Origin of the sequence: Paraglaciecola sp. 20A4 (assembly GCF_011378905.1) — a bacterium.
GTDB lineage: Bacteria > Pseudomonadota > Gammaproteobacteria > Enterobacterales > Alteromonadaceae > Paraglaciecola.
The window spans coordinates 1-21,454 of the sequence record NZ_WTPY01000034.1 but is presented as its reverse complement, the minus strand read 5'-3'; the positions used below and the strand labels follow the sequence as shown (position 1 = coordinate 21,454).

Here is a 21,454-nt window from a genome sequence, read left to right as displayed (position 1 = left end):
CCAAATATATAAACATTAAAATATATTAGAAACGATAAATGCGAGACTATACGCAAGCATACCGTAGCCGACAAATAACCCCCAGGCGATTTTTGTACTACCTGTTTCGCCCTTCAATGTAGCTACCGTGGCCACGCACTGCAGTGCCACTACGTAAAATATCAATAGTCCTAAGCCAGCCCCTAGCGTCAGTCCATCTGCTTGTATGTTCGCCGCCAAACCCGCTATATTTTCATCCGCGCCTTCAATACCAAATAGTGTACCTAAAGCCCCAACAAATACTTCTCGGGCGAGAAATGAGACTAAAATAGCCACGCCATAACGCCAATCTAGTCCTAGAGGTTCGAAAACTGGCTCAATCCATTGCCCGATGACGGCTAAGTATGAACCTTGAAGTTCATGTTCTGAGCTTGGAAAATAGCCTAAAAACCAAATCACCACCGACACCATAAAAATCACTGGTCCCGCGCGTCGAATAAATTGCTTAGCACTGGTAAGCACTCTTAGCATTAATGGCTTCCAGTGCGGTAATCGGTAGTTAGGTAATTCCAAAATAAAGGGCATTTCAGCTTTATCGCTGTCTCGGTCAGTGAATTTATTAAGTAAAACACTGACTGTTAAAGCGGTAATAATGCCGAGGAAATACAGCACAAAAAATGCTGTTCCTTGTAGACTAAAAAGCCCGCCTACGTATGTAGTATCGGGGATCAGAACGGCAATGAGTAGCGCATATACAGGTAATCGAGCAGAACATGACATCAGTGGAATAGTCATCATAGTGATCAAGCGTTTACGAGGTGACTCAATCGTACGGGCAGCCATAATAGCGGGGATCGCGCACGCGTGACCCGACAGGTAAGGAATAAAGCTGCGACCCGACAAACCAAAGTAACTTAGCGGCTTATGGCATATCAATGCTGCTCTAGCAAGATAACCACTGTCTTCTAGCAATCCTATAATGAAGGTCAAAACCATAATTTGCGGTACAAAGACTAAGAACGAACCAAACCCGCCAAAAAGCGCATCTTGCAGAAAATCGTTTATTATTCCGGGGCCGATAGCAGAAGTAGCAGTCTGAGCAAGCACACCGATAATGCTTTCAACGCCATCCATTAAGGGAGTTGCCCAAGTAAATATACTTTGAAAAAGCAAAAACATAATGCCGAAAAATGCGATACCACCCAACACGTTATTCAGTAAAAAACTATCAATACGATTTTGTTGCCGTAGAACGATATCAGCATGAATTCCGTATTGCTTGGCAATTCGACGACTAACATTAAATACGCTGTCACCTTCTGCCACGCTTAAGGTGGGTATATATTTTTCTGGTTGTTTAACAATGTCATTGAGCGCGACTTTAAATTCATGTAGCCCAATCAGCGTTTTCGCGGATAACGGAAAAACCGCCACACCGAGGTCTTTTCCTAATTGTTCGCAATCCACGTGATGACTAAATCGCTCAACTTCATCAATCATATTCAATGCAAAAATCAGGGCTTTACCATGCTGCTTGGCTAAATCGCGCACTTGTAAACCAAACACTAAACTTCGTTCTAATCGCGTGGCATCCAAGTTACACACGATAAGGCTGGTGTTATCGTCGTGCATGGCCTCATGAATTTTTTCAACGGCTATTTCTTCATCTCTAGACAACGTACTGAGAGAGTATGCCCCTGGAAAATCGATCAGTCGGTATTCACCAAACTTTCCGCTTTTAAGCTCAACGGTCACACCTGGAAAGTTCGCTACTTTTTGGCGCATTCCGGTTAATTGGTTGAACAATAGACTTTTCCCAGAGTTGGGTTTACCGACTAAAATTATATTTTTCATTACAATACTTGATTAAAAAGCCACTCAATTAGTCGCTAGGAGAAATAAGAAAGATGTCTAATAACTGTGCATTATGGCGGTGTAAGCCAAAGTCAGTATTTAACGAGGAAAATTAAGAGAGGTCGCTGATAGCAACCTTATCGGCAATACTTTGCTCTAAAGTATATACACAATCACCGATTTGAACGACGAGAGGCCCACGCAAAGGGCTGCGGCGCAGGCAACGAACAGTTTGACCATCGCTCAATCCCATTTCCAATAAGCGATTCATTACAGCCGGCACCAATGAATTATCTAGGCCGCTAATTAATGCCGATTTTTTCGCCGGAATATCCCAAAGAGTCATAGCGCCCTAACCTATCAATACAAATGAAAACTATTTTCATTTATAACATATAATCGGCTTCGAGCGCAATGTGATTTCCTTAACTTACCTTGAGGTGATCAGCAACAAGAAATGCCATTTCTAGCACTTGATCTGCGTTTAAACGCGGATCGCATTGGGTTTTATATGCTTGCGCTAAATCGTCATCGCTTATTTGATAAGCGCCACCGGTGCATTCTGTTACATGTTGGCCTGTCATTTCTAAATGAATACCTCCAGCATGGGTTCCTTCAGCACGATGGGCTGCGAAGAACTGTTGGATCTCGCGCAAAATCGCATCGAAGTTACGTGTTTTATAACCGCTTGATGCTTTGAACGTATTACCGTGCATAGGATCTGAACTCCAAACGACATTACGTCCTTCTTGTTTCACGCGGCGTAATAAAGCCGGTAATTTATGCTCAAGATTGTCAGCTCCCATGCGCGTGATCAACGTTAGTCGCCCTGACGTGTTATCAGGATTTAACGCGTCAATTAAACGAATTAACTCATCGCCTTGCATGCTTGGGCCAACTTTTACGCCTATTGGATTGTGGATCCCACGGAAAAACTCAATATGAGCATGGTCGAGTTGACGTGTGCGCTCGCCTATCCATAGCATATGAGCAGAACAGTTATACCATTTGTCAGTTAATGTATCGACGCGCGTTAGTGCTTGCTCGTAGTTTAATAAAAGCGCTTCATGAGACGTATATAAACTGGTTTCATGCAGTGTTGGCGTATTATTGGTATTGATACCCATCACATTCATAAATTCTAAAGAATCTTGAATACGACGCGCCACGTCTTGATATCGCTCTTTAAGCGGATTGTTTTCAACGAATGCCATATTCCAGCGATTCACTTGATGCAAGTCAGCTAAGCCACCTTGGGCGAAAGCACGCAGCAAGTTCAATGTAGAGGCACTGCGGTGGTATGCATCTAACATACGCTGTGGATCTGGCATACGTGATGCTTCAGTGAATTCAAAGCTATTGATGATATCGCCACGGTAACTGGGTAACGAAACACCGTCGATTGTTTCTAAGTCACCTGAGCGAGGCTTAGCATATTGCCCGGCCATGCGAGCAACTTTTGTCACTGGGCAGCGCCCAGCGAACGTTAGCACGATCGCCATTTGTAAAATAACTTTGAATGTATCACGGATTTTGGGCGCATTGAATTCATCAAAGGACTCGGCACAATCGCCACCTTGAAGCAAAAAGCCTTTACCATCAGCTACTTGGCCTAACTCTTTAAATAATTGTCGCGTTTCGGCAGCAAAAACGAGTGGCGGGTAAGATTTGAGCTTCTGCTCAACATCGCGCAAGTGTTGTTGATTCTGGTAAGTGGGTTGTTGCAATATTGGCTTTTGACGCCAACTATCAGGTTGCCATTGGCTCACAGTGTGTCCTTAAAATATAAATGAAATCGAAAAAAGGGAAATTAGTTCACAAAGCAGATGTTTTCAACATCGCTTTGGACACGTTATCATACCTGATATCCTAGCCTATGAAATGCGCGCATGGAAAGTTTACCGATAAAAAACCTATTTACTTACTTTAAGGGAGATAAGTTTGCAATATACTGTTGCCTGCAGAGTCATTAAATTCACGCACTTGGCAATCAAAAATTTCGCTTAATATGGCTGGCGTCATCACATCCTTAACATCTCCGAAATGTTCCATTACTCCAGAACGCATTAACCAAACACGATCAGCATACTGAGTCGATATATTAAGATCGTGGTGGCTCATCAGCACGGTATTACCAAGCTTTGTCAGTTCAACAAGACAAGACAACAGTAAGTGCTGATGACGAAAATCTAATCCTTGGCTTGGCTCATCGAGAAGTATTAACGCTTGACCCTGCTCAATCATCGGCCAAATTTGCAATAATGCACGAGCAATTTGCACTCGGCGACTTTCACCACCTGACAGCGTAAGCAATGAGCGGGTCATAAAGGGCTGTATTTCGAGGGCATTTTCTAACATCGCTGGCATAACCAAGTCCTGTGCGAAAAACGAGAGAGACTCTCGCACGGTAATCGCAAAAATATGACTCTGTTGTTGTTCTTGAAAACAGCGAAAACGCGCCAGTTCAATCATGGTTAATTGGGCTATATCACCGTTATCAAAGGTAACGCGGCCGGTATCTGGTACGCCAAGACCTGAAACAATCTGCAGTAGGCTTGATTTCCCCGCCCCATTTGGCCCGAGCAAGTGAACAAATTGTCCTGATTTAGCATACACATTAATATTATCTAAACGTTGGGAAAACGTGAGGTTTTCAATAACAAGCATCAGCTAACTCATCTGCCGATTTAGTCGCAGTATTGAATACAGAAAAATGGGGCCACCTAACGTAGCGGTCAACATAGAAACGGGGACACTTGCATCCCCCGCGACGCGTCCAATTAGCACAACGACCATTAGCACAATTGCGCCCAATAACGCCGAAGCAGGAAGAATAAAGCGATTATCAAAACCAAAAAAATTGCGCAACATATGAGGAACGAGCAAACCGACGAAAGCAATAGAGCCAGCAATAGAAACCGCAATACCTACTACTAGCGCGCACGTTAACAACATGATCTTGTGAAATTGCGGGACGTTCAATCCTGCTAATTGGGCGCTACTTGCTCCAAAATAGAGCCAATTCAGTGCCCTACCCTGACACATTAAATAGCCTAGTGAGAGCACTAGAATAGGAGCTGCTACCAATAATACCTTCCAGTCAGCTTGATTTAGGCTACCTATTAGCCAAAAGATCATGTTGAGCATGGTTTGCGCATCAGATAAGAAATGTAGCCAGCCAATGATAGCGCCACTCAAGGTAGAAATAGCGATACCTGCTAAGATAACGCCGGAATGAATACCCGTTAAACGTTTAGAAATAAAATAGATTGCAGTCGTTGAAAGTAACGCCCCGAAAAAGCAAAATACCGGCAACAAATACTGTATGTATAAAAATGGTAATGTACTGCCAAATACTAAAAATAGTGCTGCAGCAAGGCTGGCACCACTGCTAATCCCTATAATACCTGGGTCTGCTAACGGATTACGCAGTAAAACCTGGAGCACAGCAGAACTCACCGCTAAGCCTGCGCCAACGATAAGTGCCGTTATCACTAAAGGAATGCGTAATTGCCAAAATATGCGCAGCTCGACTGGATCCAGAAACATGTTAGCTTGCTTATCGGTGTTTAACCCACCAAGCATTACCCAAGCACTACTCCCTAAAAGTATGCCTAATAATATTACGAGCCAATACTTTTGTTTGCGCTCAAGATGCTTAGGCTCAAGCAAAACGTGTCTTAATATGGTCTATTAAACCGTCAGATGCTTTTTCGATCAGATCTAGAACATATTCAAAGCCGCGCTTGCCACCAAAATAGGGGTCTGGTACCTCAGCTTCTTCTGCATCACAGAAACTCATCATCAAGGCAATTTTATGTTGGTATTCCTCAGGACATATTTCCAATAGGTCACGCACATTATTTTTATCCATGGCGATAACATAATCAAAACGCGCAAAGTCTTTCACTTCAACTTTGCGACATTTAATTTTTTTAAAGTTATAGTCGCGCTCTTCCCCCACAGCTCGAGAGCGTTTATCTGGACTCGTACCGATATGGGCGCCCAACGTTCCGGCAGAATCAATATCTATAGCAAGGCCTTCATGTGCCGCTTTATGACGAAAAACAGCTTCTGCCGTGGGAGAACGACAAATATTGCCTAAACACACAAAAAGCACCGAGGTTAAGTTGTTCTTTATTTTCTTATCAAACACCTGAATAACGTCCGTTGAAATGGTTAATCGCATGGTATAACGGCTGACTAGCCGGCTAATATAGTTTGCTCAACAATATTTGGCCGTCTCGATATATGTAAAACTTAATTTAGATTTTCAGCAAATATTTAGCTAATTTGTGATTATCTTTCCACAGTTGGTAGCTTTTTGTTAATCTAGCTAAATATTAGCTTACCCGTGTAACGTATGGATGAATCGATAAAGATTACAACGACTTGTCAACAAGTACATTGCCACGAGTGTGGTTACTTAGTTGAGGTACCGCCTCTTGTTCACCGTCAGCGTGCACAGTGTCCCAGGTGCCATTATGTTATCACAACCTATTATCAGAATATGGTACAAAAATTGGTAGCATTTTCAGTAGCTGCTTTAATCTTTATGGTTGCCGCACTTAGCTTCAAATTTTTATCCTTTAGTGCTAACGGGCAATATCATTCGATCAATATATTTAGCAGTATTGAAACACTCGCCGACAACAACTATCTTGCACTGGCTATCTTACAAAGTACGGTCATTCTTGTGCTGCCAGTGACGATTCTACTCTGCTTATTGTATCTGCTAATGCCTGTGTTAGTTGGTAAAAAACCCACATACGCCGCACCACTTCTTAAATTTATTTTCGCCCTGCGTGCATGGACAATGGTAGAAATTTTCTTAGTTGCTGTGCTTGTAAGCTTAGTTAAAATCATGTCCATGGCTGATATTGGTATCGGCTTATCATTTTATGCCTATGCTTTATTTGCCATATGCATGACCTACACCCTAATGTATCTAGATGAACACCAAATGTACCTACTCACCTCGTGCGCGCTTCCAAAAGCACCTAAAAGACACTCTGCATCCCATAGCATTCAAACTACCTGGGCGCTATTATTTACTTCTGTATTACTTTATATACCCGCTAATGTTTTACCTATTATGCATACTGACATTCTAGGAGATGACGAACCCAGTACTATTTTGGGCGGCGTGTTAACCCTTTGGAAAATGGGCTCGTATCCCATCGCTGCGATTATATTTATCGCAAGTATTTTAGTTCCCATAGCCAAGTTCTGCATATTATGTTGGCTAAACTATACCGTACAGAACGATTACAGCGGACAAAAGAAAACACGCATGATCAGTTACCGATTGACAGAGTTTATTGGTCGCTGGTCGATGATTGACGTTTTCGTGGTCGCTATTTTAGTCAGTCTTATTCAGCTAGGTAACATCATGAGCATATACCCAGGGTATGCAGCTCTTGCCTTTTGCGCAGTGGTCATTTTAACCATGTTAGCGGCAATTTCATTCGACACAAAATTAATTTGGAGCAACCAGTAATCATGCCAAAAAATGGTGAACCTGCTGAGCTAAAAAGCGTAACAAGCATTTCAAAAATATGGTTAGTGCCTATAGTGGCATTGTGTATGGGTGCGTGGATGTTCTATCATCAATGGAGTAATCAAGGCCCCCTTATCAACATCGTATTTGAAAATGCCTCTGGTTTAGAAGCCGGAAAAACCAAAATAAAAATGCATAATGTGGACGTAGGTGAAGTCAAAACTATCGCCCTTACGGAAGACTTACAAAAAGTGTTGGTCACCGCTCGTATGTCCGCTAACTCAGACGGTTTGTTACGTGAAAGTACTGAGTTTTGGTCGGTTAACCCACGAATATCGCTTAATGGCGTATCAGGTCTAAACACACTGGTATCTGGTACTTATATCAATATGTCAACCAATCTAGAAGGCCCATCGAGTCGTGATTTTGTCGCCTTGTCGGCGCCCCCAATCACGCCTAGCGGCACACCTGGCTTACACGTTACATTAAATAGTAACGCAGAGTTCGCTTTTAAAGAAGGCGACCCTGTTATTTATAAAGGCCTTAAAGTAGGCGAGTTTGAAAGTATTTACTTTAACTTTGATGAACGAGTGGTCTACTACAATACATTTATTCAAGCGCCATATCATAAGCTTATCACCACCAACACTAAGTTTTGGAATAGCAGTGGCGTACAAATGGATCTAAGCGCTAATGGCGTAAAAGTAAGAATGAGTAGTATAGAGACATTGATTACCAACGGCGTTGCTTTTGGCGTGCCCGATGGTATGCCCCAAGGAGAAAGAGTAACCGACCGTACGTACTTTAATATTCACGAGTCATATGAATCAGCCGCTGAAGAACGTTACAAAGCCTCAGCGAAGTACGTCATTCTAGTTGACGATACGGTACGGGGTCTCCACGTAGGCGCGCCTGTAGAGTACCGGGGTATTCAGATAGGTAAAGTTTTAGATATTAACCCTCCCAATAGTAATCAACAAAAATGGTTAGATTCCGGTGTTGCAATACCTGTCATCATTGGTATTCAGCCAGGGCGTATTGAACAAACAGACGACAACGCGGGTATCGAGCATATAACACGTCAAATGCGAACTTGGATTAAAAATGGTTTTCGCGCTTCTCTGCAATCGGGTAATCTATTAACAGGCGCACTATTTGTTAATCTTGAGCAGTACCCTAACGAAACATCATCGAGCATAGCTAAATTTCAAGATTATGAAGTTATCCCGAGTATCTCTAATGAATTCTCGCAAATAACCGAAAAAGTCAGTGCGATCCTGGACAACATTAACGAAATGGACTTGGCTCAGCTTTCCGTTGCTGCCAACCAAATGATGGCAGACATTAGCGCTAGTGCGGATAGCATGAACAATACCGCAGATGATTTTGCCGGCACGTTACGTCAAATGGACGAACAAAATGTTAGTCAGAAACTGGCTTCAGCACTTACCGGAATAGCGCAATTAACCCAAGGGTTTGCTACTGGTTCAAAAACTAATAATGAAATAAATGATACGTTAGAGACCTTGCAACAACGTTTACGTGAACTACAACCATTGTTGCTTGAGCTAAACCAAGCTCCTAATAGTCTTATTTTTGATAAGCAACGTAAACCCTATCGCCAGCCTGGTGCTTCGAATGATAAATCTCAGTAAGAGTACAAATAAAATGAAACAGTTTAGCGTTTTCCTTATCATCTTAATGTTATGCGGATGCAGTACATCGCCTGAGCCACGTCAACAGATTTATCTGTTAAACAGCAATGCTCCGCTTTCATCTAGCGCGGATGAAGATGTGAAACGCATTATTGTAGTAGACAAAATACAGCTTGCTGACTATTTGGAGCGTCCAAATTTAGTGATGCAAATCGACGGAAATCAGCTGTACTATTCTGATATCGATCTGTGGGCAGAGAGTCTACAAACTGACATTCATAAAACCCTACTTGCTTGGCTAAATGATTACGCAAAAGATACGCAATTTGTAGCATATGACTCCCCACAGGCATCAGCTAAGTTTGAACATCTGATTGTTAGCATTGAACATTTTATGCCAACAGATAAAGGTAGCGTTGTTAGCGATGGCCAGTATTGGTTAGTGGGCAATAAACAACTAGAGAGTCTTTCGTCTCAACATACTTTTGCATTTACATCAGCGCTTACACAGAAAGGTTATAGCCATAGCGTTACTCATATGGCAAAACAAATTGCACAATTGAGTGCCCAGATTGTTGAAGATGTTGAGTAAGTGAAAATAAGGAAGTGGTTGAAATATGTTTAACGTCAAAAAATTGATTCGTGCGTATTTAATTACCGGTCTAGGGAAGAGTAAATCACCGGCGTTACGACAGCAAATTCAAATCACTAATCTATTTAGTTTCATCGGTTTTTTTATCACTTCAATTCTTGGGGTGAGCGCTTTATTTCGCAGTGAGTATTCGCACAGCGAAGACTTTTATTTAGGCATCATTTTAATAACCGTTAGTATTCTTTGTTTGCTATCGCGAGTCATTCTAAAACACGTTAAAAATGACAAACAGTATAATTACTCTGCAAATTTGATAACCAGCGCAGTGATGTTGCTCATGGTTTATTTGGTTATCACCGGCGGAGTTAAAAATACAGGTCCATTATGGATTTTTATTGTACCTTCCGTTTCCTTATTTTTCGGGGGCTTAAAAAGAGGTCTAATCCAATTAGGTATTTTTACTGTTGTCATAATATTACTATTTTTCTATCCAAAGGATACGCTACTCGCGGTAACCTACAGTTATGAGTTTAAATCTCGACTCATCTTTTCATTTGTGACGGTGGCTGTGTTATTTGTATTCTACGAATATTCTCGTCAACGTTCCTTCAAAACGCTTCAACAACTGAGTCAGCGTTTTGAAAAACAAGCAAGGTTAGACCTTCTTTCCGGTTTGCAAAATCGTCGAGGAATGCTTGAAAAGCTCGAGTACGAGCACCAACGTACTCTTAGGCATAGCAAAAATTTAACGCTGATGATGTGTGACATTGACCATTTTAAACGGGTAAACGACAGATATGGGCATGACATCGGAGATAATGTGATCAAAGCAGTTGGGCAGCTTTTTTCTTTGGGAGTCCGTAAGCAAGACACAGTTGCTCGCTGGGGAGGAGAAGAATTTTTATTTTTACTGCCAGAAACCACTCAGGATCAAGCGTTTGTATTAGCAGAAAAGTTACGCACCAAGGTGGCCAAGCAAGAATATTTAGCGGGCTCTTCAAGTTTGTCGGTCACTGTCAGTATTGGCATTTATCAAATGCATCCACAAGATAATCTAGACCATGCTATCAGTAGAGCAGATACTAATTTGTATCGCGCGAAGACTCACGGAAGAAACTGCACTGTAAAGACAGATTGATTTTCTATTCCCGCCAATATTATGCGTAATAATCACAATATGTCGTTTTATTCATCGCACTGGCGGGACGATGTTATAAAAGTCGAGTAGTCGTTTATATAAAATCGACTTTTACCTCTAATCAACACACGTAAAGTAACGAGACTCATGCGTTCTAAACAACACACCCAGATTGAAGACGTCACCTTTAATTGGCGCGTAGTACGCCAACTTTGGCCCTATCTCTTAGAATTTAAAAGCCGAGTGTTTTTTGCCATGCTATGCCTTATTGCGGCTAAAGTCGCCAGTATTGGTCTACCCTTTATCCTTAAGCATGCAGTTGACACACTCAATGCTGCGGATCCAAGTAATACGATAGTACTCGTTCCCTTTGCGCTTATCGCTGCATACGGCCTACTGCGCTTAGCCAATGTATTATTCGGGGAAATACGCGATACGTTATTTGGCCGCGTAACTGAGCGTGCTATGCGTAGAATTAGCTTGCAAGTTTTCGAGCATTTACATCGGCTTGATTTAGATTATCATTTGAACCGCCAAACTGGCGGCCTTTCGCGTGATATCGAACGCGGTACCAGCGGTATCAGTTTTCTGATGCGCTTTCTGGTGTTTAATATTGTCCCAACTTTACTTGAAATTCTCGCGGTGGTAGGCGTGCTCTTTTATAATTACGGATGGAGCTTTGCGTTCATCATTTTGATTTCCGTTATCAGCTACATTAGCTTTTCAATTAAAGCGACTCATTGGCGTACTGACTTTGTGCGAGCAGTCAATCAAGCTGATTCACTGAGTAACACCAGAGCAATTGATAGTTTATTAAATTATGAAACCGTAAAATATTTTAATAATGAACGTTACGAAGCCGAGCGTTATGACTTGGCACTAGCCGATTGGGAAGTAGCAAGACGCAAAAATCGTTTATCTTTATTCGCTTTAAACACGGGGCAAGCTACTATCATTGCGATCGCAATGACCAGCATGATGGCTGTTGCAGCCTACTATGTGGCACACGGGACCATGACCATAGGCGATTTCGTGTTAATCAACGCATTCACCATGCAAATATTTATGCCACTGAATTTCCTCGGTTTTGTTTACCGGGAAATAAGAGGCGCGCTTGCCAATATCGAGAACCTGTTTACCTTACTCAGCAAGCCGCCCTCGATTGTCGATAACGACGACTCGCAATTGCTTGAAGTAACAAAAGGGCACATACGTTTTGATAAAGTCAATTTTGGTTACGGCCCAGACAGACAAATATTGCATAACGTAACGTTTGATGTGCCTGCAGGTAAAAAAGTAGCCATCGTTGGTCCTAGCGGTGCAGGTAAATCTACCATCATCAAATTATTGTTTCGATTTTATGACGCAAGCAGTGGAACAATAATGATTGACCAACAACCCATTACAACCGTTAGTCAGGCATCATTGCGCCAAGCAATCGGTATCGTGCCCCAAGATACCGTATTGTTTAATGATACTATTTTCGAGAATATCCGTTACGGTCGACCAGATGCTAGTGATGATGAAGTGAATGACGCGATAAAACATGCACATCTAGCAGCCTTTATCAGTGCTCTGCCAAAAGGAAAAGAGACCCAAGTGGGCGAAAGAGGACTGAAATTATCTGGCGGTGAAAAACAGCGTGTCGCTATTGCGCGAACGATATTAAAAGGCGCACCTATATTGTTGTTCGATGAAGCGACATCGTCCCTTGATAGCCAGTCTGAACAGGCTATCCTAAGCGCATTTAGGGAAATCGCCGTAGGCCATACGAGTCTTGTTATTGCCCACCGACTATCAACCATCGTCGATGCTGATAGTATTATAGTGATCCAAGATGGCCGGGTAGTAGAACAAGGTGAACACAATTTACTTTTGGCGCAAAAAGGTCCCTATTATCATCTTTGGAGTACCCAACAGAAAGTGAATACATCTGATGACTGAAGCTGCCAATCAATTACTCATCGAGGCAGTTAACCAGACGATGCCTTTTGGCAAGTATGCTGGCAGAAAGCTTTTGCAGTTGCCTGAGCCTTATTTAGTTTGGTTTAGTCAACAGGGCTTCCCTGAAGGTAAGCTTGGCCAACAATTAGCGCTGATGCACGAAGTGAAAGTTAATGGTCTGGAAACGATGCTTAAGCCCCTGTTAAGATATTGAATAGTTCTTACTCAAACCAATCATCACGTCGGCGGCAGCGAAGTAATAGCCTGCAATACGATAACATCGACCGTCAGATTTTAGTGCTGCATAAAGCAATGGTAGACAAGCTTGTCATGCGCCCTGAATTACGCCAACAGATCATTGATACGATCGAGTCGCGCTACGCAAATGGTCAATTACGCCATGGGGGTTATTTAATATGGACTTGCTTAATGGAATATATCGATGATCAGCCAGACGTTTTTATACAAGGTGTGTTAGCTGATACACCACAAATGCGGAAACTACGACGTAGAACACCTTTCGTCAATTTATTAACCGAAGCAGAGAGAGTGGCTGCGCTAACCGAAACGGCTTTGTCCCCTTAGCGTTTAACGCTATTTATTATTATCCTCGTTTACGGCCGGTAAGAATAAGAATAAAAGGTAAACACAAGGCCATTAAGCCACTTGGAGTAGGCACTGAAATAACCTGATTGGCATTTGTATTGAGCGTTGATTGAACCAAGAAAGTACCATATAAATCGTTAGACTGATCGAGTTGATCATTGTGGGCTTGGTCAAATGTGCGTCCATATATATTGGCCAATGCACTACCGTTTACATAGCTCCCACCCATACGAACTCTTAAAGAATCCCCCTTATATAAACCAAATGCATAGGTTTGATAATATCGGCTACCTTCGGTGTCACCAAATAAACTCTGCCATCGATTCGCTTGGGCGTAACATAATGTAGTACTAACACAGTTTCTTTCATAATTTATCGGTTCTTGTGTATCATGGCGGATTAACTGAATGTCGCTGAAAGCGTTATCTAACAATCCCCAAACATCTAATGCACTAGCATATTCCCAGCCAGCAAATGCAGCACCCGCTTGGCGGTAACTCATATTACTTGTCATCGTCAAATCTAACCAGACGAGACCACTCACACTGTCTTTTACCGCGAGATTATCGCCTGAATCAAACGCATCCCATTGAATAAGTTCTGCTTGGGAGCTTGCACTTATTAATGTGTAAATAACGAGTAAAAAGCGGGTCAGTTTTTCATATAGAGTACCGTTATCTTATTGTTTTTATTGGGTAAATAACAATACTAACAAGATAGATATGCTTTGAAATTAGCCAATGGTATGACGAAATTACGTCCCAGAAACGAAAAAAGCACCCGAAGGTGCTTTCTTTCAAACGTATGACTTGGTCGATTAACGACGTAGGCCTAAACGCTTGATTAGATCTTGATAACGCTCAACGTTTTTACCTTTAAGGTAATCAAGAAGTTTACGACGTTGGCTAACCATGCGTAGCAAACCACGACGTGAGTGGTGATCTTTTTTATGGTCAGCAAAGTGGCCTTGAAGCTTGTTGATGTTAGACGTTAACAAAGCAACTTGAACTTCAGATGAACCAGTATCACCTTCTTTTACGCCATAATCAGCAATAATTGCTGCAGTTTCTTGAGTAGTTAGTGACATAATATTCTCCAAATAAGAGCTAAAATACAGCAGGCCGATCACTAATTCAGCCATGCCAAGAAGCGCGTATTATAGTGACTACCGTTTATTTAGCAAGGACAAATCTTACTAAGCTGGCGAGTTAAATACCACCACCCGTTTTGGAGCAGCATTATTATCACTATCAATCTCCGAGACACCTAAAAACACGTCATCTTGAACGCAATAAGTGCGCACAATTGAACCTATAGAAAACTCAGAATCGCTTTCATATGCTACCGGTTGACCATGTAAAAATGAATCTCTTGCTGTGGAAGTCACATTTATGCTCGGTAACGCCTTAACAGCACTGTCCATTGGGATTAACAGTGGATCAAGAATATCCGTTAACGGAATTTGCTCGGCTTGGGCTTTTTCCAGCAGCGCCTCTAGCATTTCAAATGTCACCATTTTTTCGCTTGGGTAATCCGCTACATTGGTACGATGAAGTTTACTTACATAAGCACCACAGCCCAATAGTTGCCCCAAATCATCAACCAAAGAGCGAATATATGTACCTTTGCTGCAGTGTACTTTCATATCCACCTCATCACCTTCAAATCGAGTGACTATCAGTGAGAAAATGGTTATATCTCGTGCTGGGCGATCGATGACTATCCCTTGACGAGCATAGTGGTAAAGAGGCTTACCTTGATGTTTTAAAGCAGAGAACATAGATGGCACTTGTTTTATAGGCCCTCTAAATGTTTCGCAAGCATCATTCAACTGCTGCTGCGTTACATTAATGTCTCGCGTATCCACAACTTCGCCGTCAGCGTCTGAGGTGGTTGTACGCACACCTAGTTTGGCGGTAACGATATAAGTTTTATCTGCATCTAATAGAAACTGAGAAAACTTAGTCGCTTCCCCTAGACATACTGGCAACATACCCGTTGCAAGAGGGTCGAGTGCCCCAGTGTGTCCTGCTTTAGCAGCCAAAAATGCACGCTTAACTTTCTGAAGCGCCTGGTTAGAGGATATTTCTAATGGTTTATCTAGCAGCAAAATACCGTTTATTGCGCGACCTTTACGACGTCTAGCCAACCTTTAGTCCTCTTGTTCTTCATCTAACGAGCGACCCGCATTTCGTGCCCGCTCTTTATCTTTATTTAGCGTATCGTCAACCAAGTTACTGATACGAATACCTTCACTTAGTGAACCATCACGTAAAAATTTAATTGCCGGTACAGCACGCATACGCATGCGACTGGCTAATAATGTACGGATATAGCCTTTATTGTCTTCTAAAATAGATAAGTAATTGTCCATCACTTCATCATCATTTTCGAAGAATGACACGTAAATTTTTGCATATGCCAAGTCTCGAGATATTTCTACAGCCGACACTGTGACCATACCTAACCGTGGATCACGATTCTTAAATTCATTCTGTAAAATACTGGCGATTTCTTTATGTATCTGCTGACCTACACGGTCAGTGCGAGAGAATTCTCTAGCCATTTTATTCTCCTAAAGCATTGTTTAGTGCTTTTGTTAAGACAAAACGGAGGCCTAAGCCTCCGTTTTACTTCAATATTAATAATCAGCTAACAACAGGTGTTGTGTGGATTATAACTCACGCTCAACTTGAACGATTTCAAATACTTCTATTTGATCGCCCACTTTAACGTCGTTGTAGTTCTTCACGCCGATACCACATTCAACCCCATTACGTACTTCCTGTACATCATCTTTGAAGCGTCTTAATGACTCAAGCTCGCCTTCATAGATAACTACGTTTTCACGGAGTACACGAATAGGATTGCTGCGTTTGATCGTCCCTTCGACAACCATACAACCAGCAATAGCACCCAGTTTCGGCGACTTAAATACATCACGTACTTCTGCTAATCCAATAATAACTTGCTTGAATTCTGGGGCCAACATTCCTGTCATCGCCATCTTAACTTCATCAATTAAGCTGTAGATAACGCTGTAATAACGTAGGTCAATCTCTTCCGCTTCGATAACACGTCTGGCACTTGCATCAGCACGAACATTAAAGCCAACGACTATCGCGCTCGACGCTGCTGCTAAGCTGGCATCTGTTTCGGTAATACCGCCAACGCCACTGCCGACTATGTTTACTTTCACTTCAGAAGTAGACAAATTGGTAAGTGAATCAGAAATCGCTTCGACTGAACCTTGTACATCGGCTTTAAGTACGATATTAAGTTCGCTAACGTCACCGGCTTCCATATTAGCAAACATGTTTTCAAGCTTAGCTTTTTGTTGCTTAGCCAATTTAACTTCACGTTGCTTAGTATGACGTTTCGCAGCTACATCACGCGCTTTACGCTCATCTTGAACCACTAACGCATCTTCACCGGCAATTGGTACGCCCGATAAACCAAGTACTTCTACTGGAGTAGAAGGGCCGGCAATAGTGACGTCTTTACCATTTTCATCGCGCATCGCTCGAACACGGCCATACTCAATACCACAAAGTAAGATATCACCCGCTTTTAACTGACCTTCTTGGATCAAGACTGAAGCAACTGGGCCACGACCTTTATCCAAGCGAGATTCGATGACAATACCTTTGGCAGAACCAGTAGGCGGTGCTTTCAAATCCAACAATTCTGCTTGTAAGCTAATCGCTTCAAGTAAGGCGTCAATCCCTTCACCGGTTTTCGCTGACACGTTAACAAACTGGTGCTCGCCGCCCCACTCTTCTGAAATAACTTCCAGTTGAGATAGTTCAGTTTTAACTCGGTCTAAATCAATGCCATCTTTGTCAATTTTGTTAACCGCAACAATCAAAGGTACACCAGCCGCTTTGGCGTGTTGTACAGCTTCTTTGGTTTGCGGCATAACACCATCGTCTGCAGCTACCACTAATACAACAATATCAGTTGCCGTGGCACCTCGAGCACGCATTGCGGTAAACGCGGCGTGACCAGGGGTATCTAAAAACGCAATGCGGCCATTATCCGTTTCAACGCTATAAGCACCGATATGCTGAGTAATACCGCCTGCTTCACCATCTGCTACTTTCGCGCGGCGAATATAATCAAGCAATGACGTTTTACCGTGGTCAACATGACCCATGATAGTCACAACAGGTGCGCGAGGAGCTAGCTCTGACGATATGTTGTCAGCCAACAACTCATCTTCTAACGCGTTGTCATTAACTAGTTCGTATTTGTGACCTAACTCTTCAACAATCACGACCGCGGTTTCTTGGTCAAGAACTTGATTGATGGTAACCATTTCACCCATTTTCATCATGGACTTAATCACTTCAGTTGCTTTAATCGCCATCTTACTGGCTAAGTCACTTACGGTGATGGTTTCGCCTATACGCACAATACGTTCTACTGGCTGAGCAGGCTTGTTAAATGCGTGTTTAAGATCTGAACCTGCGTTACGTTTCGACTTTTTACGACGACGTCCGCCACGCTCAATTTTAATATCATCAGCATCTTCTGCTTCTTGAGCATAACGATTACTGTGCACATGAACTTCTTCCGCTTCTTGCTTCTTACGACGTTCTTCTTCTTCTTTCCAACGTCGAGAGTTTTCTTCAGTAAGCTTAAGCGCTTCATCTGCCGCTTTTTTGGCATCTTCTTCAAGTTTACGCTGGGTTTCATGCTCTTGCATTTTACGAATATTTTCCGCTTCAGCTCGAATACGTTCTTGCTCTGCTTTTTCTTCAGGGCTTAAAGCTGCTTCTTCTGCTTGGCGCGCTTCGGCTTCTTTCTTAGCACGTGCAACACGCTCAGCTTCGGCTTTCGCTTTTGCTTCAACTGCTTTTTTCGCTTTTTCTTCAGCAGCTTTCTTAGCTTCTTCAGCTTGTTTTTGCTCAGCTTCAAGCTTGGCTTGTTGCTCAGCTAATACTCGTGCGGTTTCTTCTTCCGCTAAACGCGCTTCTTCAACATCTGTACGCTTAACGTAAGTGCGTTTTTTACGCACTTCAACCGTAACCGCTTTGGCTTTACCCATATTAAGCGTGCTGGTTGTTTTACGTTGTAATGTCATTCGCTTAGGCGCTTCAGAGCCTGTACCGCCATGTTGTTTGCTTAAAAAATCCAACAACTGACGTTTTTCATCTTCAGTCACGTTTTCATTTGCCGCTTTTACAATATCAGCATCTTTAAACTGCTTAACTAAGCGGTCAACCGAAGTGCCGATATCGGCGGCGAGTTTTTCAATGGATACTTCTGCCATATTCGTAATTCCTCTTGGTGACCTATTCTTCGTTAAACCAGACAATGTTTCGTGCAGCCATAATCAGTTGGCCCGCTTTCTCTTCGTCTAGTTCTTCAATATCGCTGATCTCATCTACACCTTGCTCCGCAAGTGATTCAAGATCGGTAATGCCGCGACTTGCTAATGTGTAAGCAAGATGGCGTTCCATACCGGCTAAACTTAATAGCTCTTCTTTTGGTTCAGAGGCTTCCAATGTCTCTTCATTTGCTAGCGCTTGAGTGGTTAACGCGGCGCGAGCTCTGCTACGTAAATCTTCAACGATATCTTCATCAAGACCGTCAATTTCTAGTAGCTCGTTGATGGGTACGTAGGCGATTTCTTCCAAAGTGGTAAAACCTTCATCGACCAACACTGCGGCAAATTCTTCGTCAATATCAAGACCATTAACGAAAACCGCTAATACTTTAGAATTCTCTTCATCGTGCTTATTGTTTAAATCTTCAACCGTCATAACGTTTAATTCCCAGCCGGTAAGCTGAGCAGCTAGTCGAACGTTTTGACCACTACGACCGATTGCTTGGGCTAAGTTGTCAGATTCAACCGCTACGTCCATCGTGTGGTTGTCTTCATCAACGACAATCGATGCGACTTCGGCTGGTGCCATAGCATTAATAACGAACTGAGCAGGATTGTCATCCCACAGCACGATATCAACTCTTTCACCGCTTAATTCACCACTAACGGCCTGCACACGTGAACCACGCATTCCAACGCAAGCACCAATAGGGTCAAGACGTTTATCATTGGTTTTGACAGCAATTTTAGCGCGCGAACCTGGATCACGTGCAGCGGCCTTAATTTCTAAGGTCTCTTCAGCAATTTCAGGCACTTCCAATCTGAATAACTCAACCAACATATCGGGATGAGTACGGCTAATGAATAATTGCGCACCCCGCGCTTCAGGACGGATTACGTAAAGTAAACCACGTACGCGATCACCTGGACGGAATGTTTCACGAGGCAACATATCATCACGGTAAATAACGCCTTCTGCGTTATTGCCTAGGTCAATGATAATATTGTCGCGATTAACTTTTTTAACGGTACCTGTTACAAGCTCACCAACACGTTCTTCGTATTCAGCCATCACTTGGGCACGTTCAGCTTCACGTACTTTTTGTACGATAACTTGCTTAGCCGTTTGCGTCGTTATGCGATCGAATTTAATTGATTCAACTTGATCTTCAACATAGTCACCTAGTTGAATGTCTGGCTCGTCGATTTGAGCAGCTGAAATAGTCATTTCAGCAAATGGATTCTCTTGCTTTTGATCATCAGCAATCACCATCCAACGACGGTACGTGTCAAAATCACCTGTTACACGGTCAATGGCAACACGTACTTCGATTTCGCCTTCAGTTTTCTTTTTAGTTGCACTTGCAATGGCAAATTCTAACGCTTCAAAGATTTTTTCTCTTGGAACTTGTTTTTCATTTGAAACGGCTTCCGCCACTAACAATATTTCTTTATTCATGATTGCCTCACTGATTATTCTTTAGCAAAAGCCTAAATGGCCATCTACTCAATCAAACGTTGGAACAACATTACCTTTTTCGATATTGGCAAAAGCTAATACAAACTCTTGATTGTCAACTTCAACAGTTAACATGCCATCGGATTCGCTAAGTAACTTGCCTTTAAAGTTACGTCTGTCTCCCATTGGCATATTCAAACGTATCGCGACGACTTCACCAACTGATTCGATATAGTGTTGTAACTTAAATAAGGGACGTTCCATGCCCGGTGAGGACACTTCTAAGTTGTATTCGGTACTGATTGGATCTTCTACATCAAGCACTGAACTTACTTGACGACTTACTTCTGCACAGTGGTCGACCGAAATACCATCTGGATGATCGATGTAAACGCGCATAGTAGAATGTATTCCAGCGCGAACAAATTCAATCCCCACCAATTCAAAGCCAAGGGCTTCAACGGGTGCAGTCAACATTTCAGTTAATTTTTGCTCTAGTTGAGACAATAGTCACGCTCCAAAAACGAAAAAAGGGCCAAAAGCCCAGAATAAGTAAAAACAGATATAAAAGGATAACAAAAAGCCCCGTACAAGCGGGGCTTTTTGTTTCTGGACCCTAGTCCACTATTCTCACCGAAAAATGGCTGGATGCCAAGTTTCAAAAAAGTGGTTGCGGGAGCAGGATTTGAACCTACGACCTTCGGGTTATGAGCCCGACGAGCTACCAGACTGCTCCATCCCGCGCTTGAAATCTTTGTCGATTAACGCACTGTATATTACGTGTCGTGTCTCGAGTGGGGCGTATTATACATAGCTGAGTATTTGACGCAAGGCTTGCAATGAATAAATCATACATTAATCAACAAAAAACATTGGATGTGTGCATAATTTATACAAATCAATTATTTACTCAGATTTAATAAACAATCAGCTATAAAAAAGTTGCATTTTTTCAGCTAGTTTAAAGTCCAACTCACTGAGTCCGCTTACATCGTGTGTTGTTAGCTTTACCTCAACTTTATTGTACACATTGAACCACTCAGGGTGATGATTAAGTTTCTCTGCCCATATAGCTATTTGACTCATCCAGCCAAACGCTCGAATAAAACTCTTGAATTTAAAACACTTACTCAGTTTACCATCGGTTATTTGCCATTGCTGTTCAAGGGGCAAATTTTTATTAAGTTCGACCAACTTAGATTGGCTTTCGCTATGTGTTAACTTTTTTACCATAAATTCCTCGCTAATTTAATACTAGGCATATGTTCTCCTATCATGCAGGTAAACATAAAGAATGAAAGCTAGCACTTTATTTAATACTTGGATTCAAAGAATAAGTGCATAACTTGAACGGGTAGAAAAAACGGTCAGCCGAATATATGCTAATCGCTTTTT

At 42.3% G+C, this 21,454-nt stretch carries 21 protein-coding genes and 1 tRNA gene; 7 read left to right on the top strand and 15 right to left on the bottom strand.

The window, feature by feature from the left end; translation table 11 throughout:
- Positions 1 to 15: 15 nt before the first annotated feature.
- The 6 genes from GQS54_RS20255 to GQS54_RS20230 all read right to left on the bottom strand — a co-directional run bounded on the left by GQS54_RS20255 (position 16) and on the right by GQS54_RS20230 (position 5,989).
- Positions 16 to 1,833: a ferrous iron transporter B gene (locus tag GQS54_RS20255; protein WP_166425735.1), complete on the bottom strand. Its 1,818-nt coding sequence runs from the start codon at positions 1,831 to 1,833 to the stop codon at positions 16 to 18.
- A 112-nt stretch (positions 1,834 to 1,945) separates the two neighbouring features.
- Positions 1,946 to 2,179, bottom strand: a complete 234-nt coding sequence (locus GQS54_RS20250) for a FeoA family protein (protein WP_166425734.1) — start codon at positions 2,177 to 2,179, stop codon at positions 1,946 to 1,948.
- Positions 2,180 to 2,258: 79 nt separating this feature from the next.
- The gene (locus GQS54_RS20245; RefSeq protein WP_166425733.1) at positions 2,259 to 3,602 is read right to left on the bottom strand and encodes a 3-deoxy-7-phosphoheptulonate synthase class II; all 1,344 of its coding nucleotides are present in this window, start codon (positions 3,600 to 3,602) and stop codon (positions 2,259 to 2,261) included.
- A 157-nt stretch (positions 3,603 to 3,759) separates the two neighbouring features.
- A complete protein-coding gene (locus GQS54_RS20240) occupies positions 3,760 to 4,500 on the bottom strand; it encodes an ABC transporter ATP-binding protein (RefSeq protein ID WP_166425732.1) in 741 nt (246 codons plus the stop codon).
- A gap of 3 nt (positions 4,501 to 4,503) precedes the next feature.
- On the bottom strand, positions 4,504 to 5,505 hold the full coding sequence (locus GQS54_RS20235; RefSeq protein WP_166425731.1) for an iron ABC transporter permease: 1,002 nt from the start codon (positions 5,503 to 5,505) through the stop codon (positions 4,504 to 4,506).
- Entirely contained in the window at positions 5,498 to 5,989 is a 492-nt protein-coding gene (locus GQS54_RS20230) for a low molecular weight protein-tyrosine-phosphatase (RefSeq protein WP_166425756.1), read from the bottom strand. Before GQS54_RS20230 ends, GQS54_RS20235 begins: the two co-directional genes overlap by 8 nt.
- 207 nt (positions 5,990 to 6,196) lie before the next feature.
- On the opposite strand from GQS54_RS20230, the gene GQS54_RS20225 reads away from it, so the two are divergent.
- From GQS54_RS20225 to GQS54_RS20195, 7 genes are all read left to right on the top strand, one after another.
- Positions 6,197 to 7,333, top strand: a complete 1,137-nt coding sequence (locus tag GQS54_RS20225) for a paraquat-inducible protein A (protein ID WP_166425730.1) — start codon at positions 6,197 to 6,199, stop codon at positions 7,331 to 7,333.
- A gap of 2 nt (positions 7,334 to 7,335) precedes the next feature.
- Entirely contained in the window at positions 7,336 to 8,988 is a 1,653-nt protein-coding gene (gene pqiB, locus GQS54_RS20220) for an intermembrane transport protein PqiB (RefSeq protein WP_166425729.1), read from the top strand.
- 13 nt (positions 8,989 to 9,001) lie between these two features.
- Positions 9,002 to 9,580 carry an ABC-type transport auxiliary lipoprotein family protein gene (locus GQS54_RS20215; protein WP_166425728.1) on the top strand — a complete coding sequence of 193 codons (579 nt, stop codon included), beginning with the start codon at positions 9,002 to 9,004 and terminating at the stop codon, positions 9,578 to 9,580.
- A gap of 25 nt (positions 9,581 to 9,605) precedes the next feature.
- Entirely contained in the window at positions 9,606 to 10,718 is a 1,113-nt protein-coding gene (locus GQS54_RS20210) for a GGDEF domain-containing protein (RefSeq protein ID WP_166425727.1), read from the top strand.
- A 147-nt stretch (positions 10,719 to 10,865) separates the two neighbouring features.
- On the top strand, positions 10,866 to 12,662 hold the full coding sequence (locus tag GQS54_RS20205) for an ABC transporter ATP-binding protein/permease (RefSeq protein ID WP_166425726.1): 1,797 nt from the start codon (positions 10,866 to 10,868) through the stop codon (positions 12,660 to 12,662).
- Positions 12,655 to 12,876, top strand: coding sequence for a DUF3820 family protein (locus GQS54_RS20200; protein ID WP_166425725.1), 222 nt, complete (start codon positions 12,655 to 12,657; stop codon positions 12,874 to 12,876). Before GQS54_RS20205 ends, GQS54_RS20200 begins: the two co-directional genes overlap by 8 nt.
- Positions 12,873 to 13,247, top strand: a complete 375-nt coding sequence (locus GQS54_RS20195) for a hypothetical protein (RefSeq protein ID WP_166425724.1) — start codon at positions 12,873 to 12,875, stop codon at positions 13,245 to 13,247. Before GQS54_RS20200 ends, GQS54_RS20195 begins: the two co-directional genes overlap by 4 nt.
- 19 nt (positions 13,248 to 13,266) lie before the next feature.
- Here the strand turns inward: GQS54_RS20195 and GQS54_RS20190 are convergent, their stop codons facing one another.
- From GQS54_RS20190 to GQS54_RS20150, 9 genes are all read right to left on the bottom strand, one after another.
- On the bottom strand, positions 13,267 to 13,812 hold the full coding sequence (locus GQS54_RS20190; protein WP_166425723.1) for a hypothetical protein: 546 nt from the start codon (positions 13,810 to 13,812) through the stop codon (positions 13,267 to 13,269).
- Positions 13,813 to 14,085: 273 nt separating this feature from the next.
- Complete coding sequence (gene rpsO / locus GQS54_RS20185) at positions 14,086 to 14,355, bottom strand: 30S ribosomal protein S15 (RefSeq protein ID WP_007103178.1); 270 nt, start codon at positions 14,353 to 14,355, stop codon at positions 14,086 to 14,088.
- A 108-nt stretch (positions 14,356 to 14,463) separates the two neighbouring features.
- Complete coding sequence (gene truB / locus GQS54_RS20180; RefSeq protein WP_166425722.1) at positions 14,464 to 15,417, bottom strand: tRNA pseudouridine(55) synthase TruB; 954 nt, start codon at positions 15,415 to 15,417, stop codon at positions 14,464 to 14,466.
- Positions 15,418 to 15,420: 3 nt separating this feature from the next.
- On the bottom strand, positions 15,421 to 15,834 hold the full coding sequence (gene rbfA / locus GQS54_RS20175; RefSeq protein WP_158769465.1) for a 30S ribosome-binding factor RbfA: 414 nt from the start codon (positions 15,832 to 15,834) through the stop codon (positions 15,421 to 15,423).
- Positions 15,835 to 15,942: 108 nt separating this feature from the next.
- Positions 15,943 to 18,543: a translation initiation factor IF-2 gene (gene infB, locus GQS54_RS20170; protein ID WP_166425721.1), complete on the bottom strand. Its 2,601-nt coding sequence runs from the start codon at positions 18,541 to 18,543 to the stop codon at positions 15,943 to 15,945.
- A gap of 22 nt (positions 18,544 to 18,565) precedes the next feature.
- Positions 18,566 to 20,059, bottom strand: a complete 1,494-nt coding sequence (nusA, locus tag GQS54_RS20165; RefSeq protein ID WP_158769463.1) for a transcription termination factor NusA — start codon at positions 20,057 to 20,059, stop codon at positions 18,566 to 18,568.
- 48 nt (positions 20,060 to 20,107) lie between these two features.
- Positions 20,108 to 20,566: a ribosome maturation factor RimP gene (rimP, locus tag GQS54_RS20160; RefSeq protein WP_158769462.1), complete on the bottom strand. Its 459-nt coding sequence runs from the start codon at positions 20,564 to 20,566 to the stop codon at positions 20,108 to 20,110.
- 160 nt (positions 20,567 to 20,726) lie between these two features.
- Positions 20,727 to 20,803: transfer RNA gene (locus GQS54_RS20155), tRNA-Met, on the bottom strand.
- Positions 20,804 to 20,986: 183 nt separating this feature from the next.
- Positions 20,987 to 21,292 carry a 4a-hydroxytetrahydrobiopterin dehydratase gene (locus GQS54_RS20150; RefSeq protein WP_166425720.1) on the bottom strand — a complete coding sequence of 102 codons (306 nt, stop codon included), beginning with the start codon at positions 21,290 to 21,292 and terminating at the stop codon, positions 20,987 to 20,989.
- Positions 21,293 to 21,454 lie beyond the last annotated feature (162 nt).